Source organism: Dokdonella sp. GW821-FHT11D02, assembly GCF_058808595.1.
This window is the reverse complement of the sequence record NZ_CM179520.1, coordinates 279845-292354: the sequence shown is the minus strand read 5'-3', so window position 1 is coordinate 292354 and position 12510 is coordinate 279845. Positions and strand designations below refer to the sequence as shown.

Below are 12510 nucleotides of genomic sequence, written 5' to 3'. Positions count from 1 at the left end.
CGGCGAGCCGAGACCTCCGATGACAGCGGCCGTGAAGGCCGCTGGCCAGGCGTCGAGCCGACTGGTCGGATGGCGCGCGACAAGTAGGAGCGTAGAATTCGGCGGCTATGAAAATCGTCGATAAAGTCGCGTGGGTATACACGCAAAACGGCCGAGTGCTGAGCACGCGATCGCGGCGCAAGGATACGTACTACCTGCCGGGCGGAAAACGTGAGCCAGGCGAAAGCGATGAAGCGTGCTTGTGCCGAGAAATCGGCGAGGAGCTGGACGTCCGTCTCAAACCAGGAACGCTTCGCAGCCTTGGCACCTTCGAAGCGCAGGCGCACGGCATGGCCGCCGGAGTCACGATACGGATGGCTTGCTACGCGGCCGAATACGACGGGCAGCTGCGCGCGAGCGCGGAGATCGAAGAGTACGCGTGGTTGACGTATGCGGACAGTGAGCGATGCGCGCCGGTCGATCGGATCATCTTCGATTGGTTGCGGGATCGCGGCGAGCTCAGCTGAATCGCGTCACCAAACTTGCCGCTCCAATGGAGCGCATGCAAGCGATCCGCCGGTTTCTTCAAGCACCTCGATGATCTAAGCGTCACGCGTCAGGATTCGCCGTGCGAGTTCGCGGCGATTTCCGCTTGGAGCGCTTGGATGCGGCGTCGGCGCGGATGGTGATGACGCATTCGACTTGGAGCGCCGTACTGCGCGTCAAGAAATCGCAGACGAGTTCGAGTTCGCTCGTCGAGTAGCCGGACCAAAGCGCGGTCATGCGCTTTTTCATGTCGACATACACCGCCTTGATCGGCTCGATCGCCTTGGGGCGTACCGACACCAGTACCTTGCGCCGATCCGAAGGGTCCGTGGTTCGCTCCACGTAACCCGCCGATGCCAGTCGGTCGATCAAGGCGGTGACCGATCCCGTCGACAGGCCGGTCGCTTCCGCGAGCTGTCCGGCAGATACCTGCTTCCTCAAAAAAATGAGATCCAACCCTTCGAGATCAGTCGTATGCATCGCGAAGATTTCTGCGATGGTCTGGCTCGTAAGAACGCTTTGCGCTCCCATTTTTCGGACGCACAAGCCCACCTGCTCAACCAAGGACGGATCGGGAGGCGATGGGGCCTTGCTTCGCTTGGTCATGGCTCTGTTGGAGTGATTGACGCCCGGTCACGAGGTGCCGCTGACGCGAGACAAGGCGATGACCAGCGCGCCGCAGGTCGTCCAGTCTAACGGCAGACGCCACTTGCTGCGCCGGACCCAGCTCTTGAACGATTCGTCGCGGTCGCTGGTGACATCGCCCCGTTCGAATGCCAGGGCTTTGGGAATGAAGTCGAACGCCGACCAGATGCGCATCACGGCGTGGCTGATCAGACTCACCAGCAGCCAGTCCCTGACTTGCGGCGACTCCCACGTCAGAACCAGCGACGCAATGAGCAAACTTTCGAACACGATATGCGCCGGTATCCAAAAGCGCTTGCGCGACATTCCGCCGTGTTGAGGCTGGACGATGTCGATTCGGCGCGGCCACACCGGATCGAGCACTCGCATTTCATAGGCGCCACCGCCGAGTAACGAGCCTGCGGCCAGAGTCGTCACGGACAAGCAGATGATGACGGGATCGAGGGTCATGGGGATGAGATCGGAGAGCACGGCATCACCTCTTGCAATTATCTTGATCGTCAAGGTAATCTAATCCTGCCGCTTCTGATAGTGCACCGAGCGAGCCTCAAGCGATGTGGCGCGCTGCCTGCTCTTAGATCGAAAGCACCGCGCAGGCGACTTTCGATCGTTGTGCGAAAGCTGTGGCTGCTGGGAATGCCGGCACCTCGATGGACAGCTCTGGGGAAGGCTCGCGATGGATGAGAGCAATCGACGCTCGCGCGTTGGGTAGTCATGCCCTCTTGCACCGGACACTCCTTGCTTACGCCTACTGAAGCGCACTCCTGAAAGAGCGGGAGTCGAATAAACGTCCCGAGATTTTCTTCTTGGCGATGTCGATCCGGATCGCGGCCGTTCGTTGCTGAAGGGAAGCCCAAGCCGAAGCTCGTCCACAACCTACTCTCTGGAGTTTTCCATGCGCTCTTCCCTGTTATTGACCTGCCTCTTCGCCGCGCTATCACCTTCAGCGTTCGCTGCGCCTCCCGCAATATCCAGTGGGACTGCGTCGGCACAAACAGGAACCACTGCGGCCGCGGTGGCACGCAGCGGCGTTCTTCCGATCAATGGCGTCGACTACTACTACGAGCTGCATGGTCAGGGCGAACCCTTGCTGCTGCTGCACGGCGGACTCGGCAGCGGCGCCATGTTCGGGCCGGTAGCGGACGCAATGGCCAAGCGACACACCGTCATCCTGGTCGATCTGCAGGGTCACGGCCGCACTGCGCTGGGCGACAGGGCATTCAGCGTCGAACGGATGGGCGACGATATGGGCGCGCTCGTTCGACGCCTGGGTTACGACAGCGCAGACGTCCTCGGTTATTCGCTAGGCGGCGGCGTCGCATTGCGCATGGCGGTCCAACAACCTGCGCGCGTGCGCAAGTTGGTGCTGGTGTCTTCTTCGTACTCCAACGATGCGTTCTACCCCGCGATCGGCGGCGAACAGAAGGGCATCAACGCCAGCGCCGCCGAAGGCTTCAAGGGCACTCCGATCTATGAATCTTACGTCGCGGTGGCACCCAAACCTGCCGACTTCCCGCGCCTGCTCGACGCCATCGGCGGTTTTCTGTCGCGCCCATTCGATTGGTCAGCGGACGTACCGAAGTTGCAAGGCCCGGTCATGCTGGTCTACGGCGACAGTGACCTGTTCCGCCCCGAAAGCGAGATCGCTTTCTATCAACTGCTCGGAGGCGGCAAACGTGATGGCGGATGGCAGCGCGAGGGGGTTTCAAAGAACCGCCTGGCGATCTTGCCGGGCGTGACGCACTACGAAATTTCTTCGTCGCCGCAACTGCTGGATGCGGCCGAGCCGTTTCTCTCCGGACCGTCGAAAAGCAGCGTTCCTCAAGCCCCGCAATCGATTTCCAAATAGGGCATCGAGGTGAGTTGGCGACACTCACGAATCCGATTCATACATCCACGATTGCACAAGGACCGACTCATGAACGCTTCGCGCTTACTGACCATTCTCTCCATGACGATCGCCGTCGGTGCTTCGGTCGTGCCGCTCACTACCGAAGCGTCCGAGCCGACGATCTCCGCCATGCCTGCGCAACTGGAAACGCAGTACGCGCTGAGCGCGTTGCCGCCGGCGCTGCGCGAGAAGGCCGGCGTGTACCTGCTCGATCCGAAAACCGGTTACGTGCGCGCTCGCGAAACCAGCAACGGCATCGAGTGCATCGTCGAACGCACCGGGTGGGAGTTGAATGATTACCGCGACGATATCTACATCCCGTTGTGCTACGACGCCGCGGGCGTTCCCAACTACCTTCGCGCCATCATGGACGCCGCCGCGCTGCGCGCTCAAGGCCTGACGGCGGCCGAGCTGAAAAAGAAGATCGCAGCCCGATTCAACAACAAGACTTATCGCGTCCCGAGCAAGGCCGGCTTGTCGTACATGGTGTCGCCCATCATGCGCAACATCGGTCCGCCCGACATGCGCGTGCACACCATGGTGATGCCGCACTTCATGTATTACGCACCAGGCGTCAGCAACACGGATATCGGCGCGGTCCCGAATCTCAACGATCCTGCCAGTCTGCTGAACCCGTTCATCGACAAACAAGGCAACGCCGAGCAGAGCTACATCATTCAACTCGTCGGCGCGACGGAGAAGGCCAAAATCCTGGCCGACGAAAAACCCTTGATCGACGCACTCTGCGCCTACCGCGAGGTGCTGTGTCTCGATGCCGGCGCGCATCACTGACTGCCTCCGAAAAGCATCTTGGGAATTCTTCCGGCCGACTTGCTCGTCGACGGTCACGCCGAGATAGGCACGCACCTCGGCTGGGAAGCAGGCTGAATTGCTGGCCTCTCCCACTTTGCTAATCCGACGGGCCTTAGGCCGCGCTCGTTAGAGCAGAGGCCGGGCTGTCGCCTTTGACAGCCTTCCTCGCAGTGAGCCACCTTCTGGGTGCCGAGCTGCAGCGAAGGCCGTTGGCGCCGCGATGGGCGGCGGACACGGTCAAGACTTCTGAGGCTTGGATTGGAGTTCATGCGAGCCGATGTTGGGTGGTGGCGCCAACCATCGGCCGTTTCGGCATCATCGAAAGCAAGTGATCCACAAGCCCAAAGGAACGAGCCCATGAAGGTGCCTGATCGATACCCGGATGCGCAGGACTTCGTCTCCGCCATCGCGCAACCGTTCGACAGCGATCCGGGCAGAAAGGTGTTGATGCCTTTCGATATCACCCGGTCCGATGGCGTCAAGCTCGACAAGAACCTGGAGATCTACACCATCGGGGCACTGCCCCTGGGTCTGAGCCTCTCTGCCAAGAATGCCCATCTGGTGCTCGAGAAGGAGTATCCGGAATTTGACAAGGCACCGCTCCTGCTATCGGACTTTGGCTTCTGGGGGCACGAGGCCGAATACGAGAGCTACAAGGGGCCGTTGTGGAACGATCTGCGTTTTTCCGACACGGTGGACGATGCCGTGAGAAAGATGGGAGCACCGACCCGTGTCGGCCGCTACGACATCCATAGCTGGGAACTGGCCGATTTCACGCTGACGATCCACTGGAAAAGTCCGGGCAAGATCCGAGTGGTGTCGTATTGGATGAAGCAGGATTCCGTTGCGCGGTGAGTCGTCTGTACGTTCAAACGAGTCTTGTGGCGGAGGCGCTTCTCAGCGGGCCGAGTTCGTGAACTTCAGTCCTAGGCGCGCCTCGGCTAGGTATCTCAGCTGACACCGATACCGCCGCTTGCAGGCATGGGGCAGCAGCAATCTTTGCTGGTCCGTGAGTCGGGCTCTCTGCGGCCAAACTCTGCGTTCACCCATACGTGTGGGTGAAAGGATAGTTTGGACGCGGTTGGAAAGCACAGTTGGGCCGCGATCCAAATTTTTATTCAATTTCATTCATTAGCTGCTATGAGCCGGATGTACTCCGGAACATCGTTTGGCAGCGTTTCAAGAGAGGGCAGAAGCGCCATAGCGAAATACCTAAGACCCACGAAGTGCTGCCTATAGCCTTCGCGAGAATGTTTCCTCTTCGATCAATTTTGCGTGTAACAAAAAAACCCGGCGCCGGGACATAAGCCGGAACCGGGCTTGTATGTACATAATAAATTTCTAAACCTTATCTCGCATCATTCATCTAAGCTTGAATATATTGGCTAATCGCCACTATCACTCGATTAACTCAGATAGTTCATTTTATATGAGGCTTAACCTCAACCAAGTCGCCCATGCTGTGGACGATGTCGGCGAATCTATATTTAATTCCGGATATATTCAATAATAGCCCCCTAACAATCATTTCCGAAATCATATAAGGAGAAGCTCGCACGCGAACAAAGAACCAATCACACAATTTGGCTTCATATGAGCATTTTCTTTCTATATTCCAGGCGCCTGCCAGAGAGTAATTAAGCTGGCTAAAATACTCACCAAAACTATGGTCCGGCTCAATCTCTACCTCTTTGAGCGACTCATAAAAGTTAGCCCACAGAATATTATTTTGCGGGCGACACTCGGGCCCCAATTTTTTACACGCCATCTTTAGTTTATCAATAGCGACGTTCAGTACGTAATCATCGAATCCATGCTCTAACTGACTTATGGCCCCATCTATATTCTTAGGGTCAGCGACCCCATCGCATGCGACAGAACAAGGTAGCTTAATTTTTCTTACGAACTCCGGCGCCTCTCCGGACAGCACGACACGCTTTCCTACACTTAGCTCAGATAAATTTACTAGTTCATCAGCTAGAACCGTGGAGGATAGTAAATTAATCACCGTGAACACTATAAATAGTCTCATGGCTCAATTCCAACTAATTGCATGGAGATTTGCAGAGAGTTATTCCGACAGCTTGGTCAGGCGCTAGTTTTCTACCACCTGGAACCTTTCCGCCAGTCTTCATATCAGACGTATATACTTTGAACTCATCATGTCTTGTCCAAAGAAAAACAGGCAATGCATATTGCTTGGCGGCTGCTGTATCGTCTCTAGAGAAATAATCCTCATACCATTCCACCGCGTCTCCATGCGTATGACTTAAGTAGGAAACTGTGGGATCTCCCTTAGTAAATGTCCATGGAATCTCGCCCCTGCTGACTGATGGCATCTCCTTAGAACTATACACTCCATCGTCGAGGTATCCGACGGTTCCTCGCTCTTTGCCGTCCTTACCTTTCCCCTCAAGGTCTCGATATGCAGACTCCAACATCTTCTGCGGTAATTTATCGGAGTGCTGAAGGGGAACATTGAAATTGTACGTCCTCACGCCATCCCTCAATGAAGGATGATCCTTTAACGAAGACTGCCGCCCATCGGGATCAATGTTCTTATAGGGGTTGTTATTGGCGTACCAATATCGATTGAAGCTTCCAGGGTTTGCGGCCATCGGATCTGTCGACAAGAACCTCCCCGCAATCGGATCGTAGTAACGCTGTTGCATATAGACCAGCTGCGTTGCCGTATCCATGACGTGCCCACCATATCCCGGCCCTTGGAAGTACGTGGCGTTCGTCGGCGCTCCGTAGGGTTCGTATAGGAAGCGTGCTGTCACTCCGCCATCCTTGTCCGTTTCTACGATGGGACTACGCAGTCCGTCTGTGTGCACATATGTGGTGACGATCTCCGGAGTCCGACTGGACCCAAGCTGCGTCACCGTGACCGTGCGGGTGGGTGAATACAGATTTCTGCACGCTTTTCCGGGCCACAAGAACAAAGTTCCGCCACAGGCTCTCACCCGGTAGCTGTATGTTCCCTTGTCGCGGGTGACGACGTACGACACGCCGGACTGGACCATTGCGAGGGCGTGCCACTCCCCGTCGGCGCTCAGCTCCTGCACCTCATACGCTCGAGCGTCTGCCACTGCTGGCCAGGTGAGCGTCAGCCGCCCGCCCGTCACCCCACCACCACTCCACGAACTGATTGCGAGAGACGCTGGCGGGAACGGCAGCTCCGGTACGACCACCGTTCGGCTGTACCTCGGAGGCGTGCAAACCGTTGGGGTCGTGCACGCACTCACCCGGAACTCCTTGCGACCGTAGTCCCGATCGTCGGTTTTGATCCAGTTTGTTCCAGGCTGCGTCGAGATCACGTGCCAGCCCCCAGGAACATTGGTTTCGAGCTTGTAGCTGGTCACTCCTGCTACCGGCGTCCAGCTGACGGTGTAGTTTCCATCCACGGCCCATGTCGGAATAGAAGGCTCCACGGTGACGACGTCGACCGCGGTTACCGTTACCGCTACCGAAGTGCTGTAGTCGCTAGCGCCGGTGGGATGGGTCGCTCGGACGCGATACGAGTACGTGCCTCCCACGGCAACCGTCATTGCGCAACTGTTCGTGGTATCGCGGCAAACCCGGGTCCAGTTTGTACCCGTGCTTTCTTTTCCTTCGACTTCATAGCCGTCCGCATCGGGTACTCCATTCCACGTCAGCACAAATTCGCCCGTGAAGCTGGGATTGGGGGACGCCGACAGGCCTGTCGGCGTTCGCAGCCGAACCCACTCGGTGATCGGGTCGCTGAAGTCACTGCACTCCTGATTGCAGGCTTGAACGCGATACGTGTACCGCCCCACCGCTCTTGGGGAGGAGGGCGACCAATTGGTGGACGTCCCCACATCGAACGTCGAGACGCTGTCGTCGGTGTTGCGCTCGGTTACCAGATACTTCGTTGCCCCGGCGGAACTACTCCAAGAGATCGTGAAGTTTCCCGACGTGGAGGGATTCGGAGACGCCCCCAGATTGATCGGGACGCGCGGCGCCGGGACGTTTTCTTGTCGAGCCACCAAGGAGCCGTTGAGGTAGGCATAGGTGATCTGCTTGTTGGTAGCCGCGTTCCAACTGAACAGCAACTGCCCTTCTTTGCTGTAGACCTGATACTCCTTGTTAGTTCCGGGCAAGCGCGTGATCCCCACTCTACGGCCCAGGCCGTCGTACTCGTAGGTCTCCTTGCCCGTCGCCGCGATCAGACGCTCTGCCCGGTCGAAGACAAACTCCTGCGTGCCGCTCGAGGTCATGCTGCCGCGGGTGTTGTATCCATAGTTCTTGGTGGAACAATTCGGCCCCGAGATCGAATTCAGGCGGTTCGTGATGGCGTCGATCGCATGCGTACAGTTACGAATTCCGACCTTGCTGACGCGAAGATTGTCCAAGGGGTCGTAGTCGAAGCTGGCAGCTCCCCACATCCCTGTGGCGTTGGCCGTCTTCAAACGGTCCAGTCCGTCGTAGGTCATGACACGCGATTCGGTCGCCGACGGCAGGCCATCGACGATCGATTCGACATTGGCACTCTTGTCGTAGGTGTAGGTGAGATTGGTCACCGCTGGAGCGGCGGGTTTTACGTCTTTGCTTTGCGCGGGCAGCTGGCGGAGATTCGACGTCAAAGTGTGAACGATCCCGTTTCCGTATGTGAACTCACTCATCGCTCCATTCGGGAAGTACTTCACCCCCGTCGCAAGCGTCCCCGCCTGGGTCGGTTGGCCCAACGCGTTTGGCGCAAAGTCGATCAGCGAGTTGTCGGGATACATCAGCTGCTTCACTGATCCATTGCCATCGTAGGACCAGTCCAGCAAGAACGTTTGGCCGTCGTACTCAAGCGATTCGCTCGTCAGCAGCTTGCGCTGGTTGTAGTCATAGGTCCACTTCGCCCCGTTGCTCTGGATCGTCTTGAGCACACCGTCATCCCGGTACGTTCGATTGATCGGCGAGGTGCCCGAAGGGAACGTCGAGTCGGCTAGACGATTGCGCTCGTCGTACCGATACGTCGTCTTGTCGGCTGCCGTCACGCTGGTACGACTGCAGTCGGTCGTACTGGGAAGCGTCAACCCTCGTGCGTCCCAGACCACGTTGCCGGCGGCATCATAGTCTTGCACTGTGGCGCCCGATTCCGGCTCGATCGTCTTGCATAGGCGTTGTCCTGGATCGTAGACATAAGTTCGTGTCTGCGACACGTTGGCTCCGCTATACGTTCCCTGGCGTTGTACGCTCAACGGTTTGCCGAATACGTCCCGCGCGATGGTCGTCGTCACGTTTTCGGTGGAACTGACCGACTCGATGATCGTCTTCGGCGCATCCTCGCCGGGCGCGTCAAAAGCCTGGAAGGTCGTCTGGACCCGGTTGTTGCTCGGATCGGTGACCACCTTTGTGAAGGGCGTTACGTAGTCGGTTTTCGTCAACAGTGCCCCCAACTCAGAGGCCTGCGTCGTTGTCCGTACTCGGCCGAGTACGTCATACGTCGTCGTAATGCCATTGGTGGGATTGAGGGTCTTGGACGGATAGGAAGCGAACAATTCGCGGTTGGCAAAGTCGTATGACCGAGCGGTATAGCGCTTCGTCTCGGTTTGATTGTTGTTGTCGTACTCCCACGTCCGGATCGGGCGCAAACGATGATCGTAGTGCGTGACTTGGACGGCCTGATCGGTCGTGCGTGTCCGTCGCAAATGCTTCCAGCTGAGACCTACCTCAGGTGAGCTGTCCACCATCTGATAGGCGATCGAAGTCGAGTTCCAATTCGACCCGTCGTTATCGCCATCTGGATAGGTGATCGATGTCAATCGATTGAGGACGTCGTAGCCATACTCGGTCGTGCTGTTCAGCTCGTTCGTCGTCGAACGAATGTTTCCAGCGTCGTCGATTTCCGCGCTGACCGAAGTGCCGTCGGGATAGCTCACGCTCTGCGGGATTCCTCGCTTGAATGTTCCCAGTGTCGTCGTGTATCGCCCATCGTTGATCGTCGACAGCGTGCCCGCCGTCGGCGTCCCGTTCGAGGGCTTGTACGTCATGCTCCGTTTAAGCACCCCGAACTCGCGAACGTTCAAGAGGTTTGCCGTCGCCGAGTCGTACGCATTCAAGACCATTTGTGGGCCCGATCCCGTCGGCCCTTCCGTCACTGACTTGATCTGACCCATGACCCACAGCGGTTTGTTGTCCTCGTAGGCCGTAGTTTCCGTCCTCGAATCTCTCAACGTGCCTGAAACGGTGTCCTTGCTCGAGAGCGTCACCTTAAGAGGGCGCGCGACAGCATCGAAGGTTTCGTTAGTGCGAGTGAACGTTACGCCGTCCTGAGTGATCGTCAGGGATTTCAAAGGGCGCACACTGCCGGAAGCCGCATCATCCGATCCCCATGTCTCCCCGTAGCGGGACGGAAAGGGGTAACCGGTAAAGGGCTGCCTATCTACATCGATCCCTGTGACGTACTGATAAATCTCCGATCTCAAAGACGGCTGGCCGAGAGCGGGCTTGTACTCGACGCCGAGCAGCTGCCCTGCAATGGCGGAGCCAGCCGGCACGAAGGGGCCTGTGGCCTCGTACATCGTCGAATACTTCGACTCGATCACGCTGCCATCCGGCTGCGTCACGCGATTGACCGCCGTGTTGCACCCCGCGCCCTGGCAGAAGTTGTCGTTGTAGCTATAGCGCCACGTGCTAGACGTGTTGTTTGACTCCGAAATAGTCTTGGCCGTCAGGCTAAAGGTGTCGATGTAAGGGGGATGGATGTATTGCCCCTGTGCACAGTTAGCGCCCGACGAAGGAAGATTTCGTTTGTGGCGAAGCAAATCGAACTCGAACGTCGCTTGGGACCCGTAGGGGTGAGTGATGCCGAGCTTGAAGTCTCCGCCCGAGTTGAACCAAAGCGGATTGCATTCCAGACCCGGTGTATCGTCTTGGTCGTAGCCGACGTAGAGGTAGTCGGTATTGGAATACGTGTACGTCCACTGCGTGTTGTTCGGAAGCGTCACCGACGTCAGTTGCGGAAGGCCGTCTCTCGGACTGTTCTGATAGCCGTACTTCCATACTCGCGTCTCCGCAGGCGTACTCAGAGTCACTTCCGCTCTGTCGAGCAGACTGGCGTCGCTCGGGTTGTACTTGAGGATGATTTCGCGGTTGTCGTTTGAGGAAATTTTCCAGGGATGGCCTGCGCCGTCGTAGGAGTATTCGACTTTGTTGCCATGACGATCTTCGACTTTGCTGGCCAAGAGGAAGATCATCAGCCGCGCATTGGCGCCGCCCGGCCCTTGCGAATGCACAACGGCGGGATACCATCGTTCAAGATAGACATCGAACGTATAGGTGATGCCGTCCGTCGTTGTCATCTTGAACCCCTCACCGTTGGTCGAGGGAATGCAGGCGAAGGCATCGAATCGGCTGGTGGTCCAGCCTTGACCCACTTGCCGAATGTTGAGCGGTGGCCACGTGGGATCCACGCGCATCATGCCCAGCTCGCCTTGGCCGGGGATATGCACCTTGTTTCCCGACCAGATTTCTAACGAGGTGTACCCCGGATCGCCCCGAGCAACATCGGGTGTGCTGCAACGCCCGACATAACCTGGTTCCGTGGAGTGCCATTTCTTGTTGAGGTCGAACGTCCCGTAGATGTAGGGCACTTCGACGTCCCAGTTGCCGATACCTCCATACGGATTGCCCACCCCTCCGCGGGGATCTCGCAGAGCCTCCTTGGTCAGCATGGAGATGGCGAATCGGCGGCGCAGCTGCACAGGTAACGGGCTGTTGCCGGGAAGATCGATGTCGACGACACTGAAATCGGTCTGCCCCAAGTACGGTGACACCACATCGCCGAACAAATCCGAACTCAGCGGATTAACTTGTTCTCCGTAGAGGAGCTTCTTTTCGTACTCGACGAACGCGGGCACGGACGCCGAAAGCAGCCGATCGGGCTGTGTTGGAGCAACGCCTCGATTGGGTATGTCGTTGTCGCTTGAGGACAGCTGGGCAAAGGCGACACTCGAAGTCATCGCCACCGCAGCGGACAATACCATTCTTAAAAAGCCCACGGGCACAGGCTTCTTTCGTTTGATCGAGAAGCACGGGAATGAATGTTTCAAGACAAAAGTCACTCGAAATCCCCTTATTTTGGCCAAGCGAATCCGGAGGGCTTGATGACCAAGCCCGACGAGCATCGACGTAGGAGGATCAAAAATAGAAGAGGCGCCGCCTCTCCTTCCAGAGATGGATTAGCGTGTAGACGTACTGAGTTCGTGCTGTGCGGCGCGCGACCGATCCAATGTGATCGCTCGCCGATTGGCTCCCCAAAATAACGCAGTAAAGGGTTTTGGACCCCTGGCGCAGTCAGCTCGTCGACCAAGACCCCTCTTGGCTAGACTCTGACTCCTCTTCAATAGGCGCAGCTTCGATTCCTCTTGCGCAGCCTAAATACCCCAGCTTTCCCCTATCTCAGCGAACTAGAAGAACCCCAGCGTTTAGTTTCTTTGGCAGCGGCGCGTTGCGCAAGTGAACAATTTGCTTAGAACGTTCAGGGCCAATTGCGGTCGCGGCTCTCCTACAGGAGGAGTGAGTCTTCGTTCGGGGCATTGAAGGCGGATATCGGCAGACGGATCGGTTACTTCCGTCGGGTAGGCGAGCGAGTGATCGCCCGTGTAAGGGCCAACGATTTG

General features: G+C 57.5%; 8 protein-coding genes. 4 read left to right on the top strand and 4 right to left on the bottom strand.

Translation table 11 applies throughout. The features are described from left to right. The first annotated feature begins 107 nt into the window (after positions 1 to 107). A complete protein-coding gene (locus AC3QL3_RS01270) occupies positions 108 to 506 on the top strand; it encodes an NUDIX hydrolase (protein WP_492896437.1) in 399 nt (132 codons plus the stop codon). A gap of 82 nt (positions 507 to 588) precedes the next feature. On the opposite strand, the gene AC3QL3_RS01265 is transcribed toward AC3QL3_RS01270, so the two are convergent. After that, positions 589 to 1131: a MarR family winged helix-turn-helix transcriptional regulator gene (locus AC3QL3_RS01265; protein WP_492896436.1), complete on the bottom strand. Its 543-nt coding sequence runs from the start codon at positions 1129 to 1131 to the stop codon at positions 589 to 591. 27 nt (positions 1132 to 1158) lie between these two features. Further along, positions 1159 to 1674, bottom strand: coding sequence for a hypothetical protein (locus tag AC3QL3_RS01260; RefSeq protein WP_492896435.1), 516 nt, complete (start codon positions 1672 to 1674; stop codon positions 1159 to 1161). A gap of 391 nt (positions 1675 to 2065) precedes the next feature. Here AC3QL3_RS01260 and AC3QL3_RS01255 point away from each other — a divergent pair, with 391 nt between their 5' ends. The 3 genes from AC3QL3_RS01255 (at position 2066) to AC3QL3_RS01245 (ending at position 4729) form a co-directional block, all read left to right on the top strand. Beyond that, on the top strand, positions 2066 to 3019 hold the full coding sequence (locus tag AC3QL3_RS01255) for an alpha/beta fold hydrolase (RefSeq protein ID WP_492896434.1): 954 nt from the start codon (positions 2066 to 2068) through the stop codon (positions 3017 to 3019). A gap of 69 nt (positions 3020 to 3088) precedes the next feature. Then, positions 3089 to 3853: a hypothetical protein gene (locus AC3QL3_RS01250; RefSeq protein ID WP_492896433.1), complete on the top strand. Its 765-nt coding sequence runs from the start codon at positions 3089 to 3091 to the stop codon at positions 3851 to 3853. Positions 3854 to 4231: 378 nt separating this feature from the next. Further along, entirely contained in the window at positions 4232 to 4729 is a 498-nt protein-coding gene (locus AC3QL3_RS01245; protein ID WP_492896432.1) for a hypothetical protein, read from the top strand. A gap of 565 nt (positions 4730 to 5294) precedes the next feature. Here the strand turns inward: AC3QL3_RS01245 and AC3QL3_RS01240 are convergent. Further along, positions 5295 to 5906, bottom strand: a complete 612-nt coding sequence (locus AC3QL3_RS01240) for a hypothetical protein (RefSeq protein ID WP_492896431.1) — start codon at positions 5904 to 5906, stop codon at positions 5295 to 5297. A 13-nt stretch (positions 5907 to 5919) separates the two neighbouring features. Then, on the bottom strand, positions 5920 to 11952 hold the full coding sequence (locus AC3QL3_RS01235; RefSeq protein ID WP_492896430.1) for an RHS repeat-associated core domain-containing protein: 6033 nt from the start codon (positions 11950 to 11952) through the stop codon (positions 5920 to 5922). Positions 11953 to 12510: the final 558 nt, after the last annotated feature.

What these genes read in the sequence shown, in the direction of transcription:
- AC3QL3_RS01270 (WP_492896437.1), top strand. Translation starts at nt 108, where the DNA reads ATGAAAATCGTCGATAAAGTCGCGTGGGTATACACGCAAAACGGCCGA.
- AC3QL3_RS01265 (WP_492896436.1), bottom strand. Translation starts at nt 1,131, where the DNA reads ATGACCAAGCGAAGCAAGGCCCCATCGCCTCCCGATCCGTCCTTGGTT.
- AC3QL3_RS01255 (WP_492896434.1), top strand. Translation starts at nt 2,066, where the DNA reads ATGCGCTCTTCCCTGTTATTGACCTGCCTCTTCGCCGCGCTATCACCT.
- AC3QL3_RS01250 (WP_492896433.1), top strand. Translation starts at nt 3,089, where the DNA reads ATGAACGCTTCGCGCTTACTGACCATTCTCTCCATGACGATCGCCGTC.
- AC3QL3_RS01245 (WP_492896432.1), top strand. Translation starts at nt 4,232, where the DNA reads ATGAAGGTGCCTGATCGATACCCGGATGCGCAGGACTTCGTCTCCGCC.
- AC3QL3_RS01240 (WP_492896431.1), bottom strand. Translation starts at nt 5,906, where the DNA reads ATGAGACTATTTATAGTGTTCACGGTGATTAATTTACTATCCTCCACG.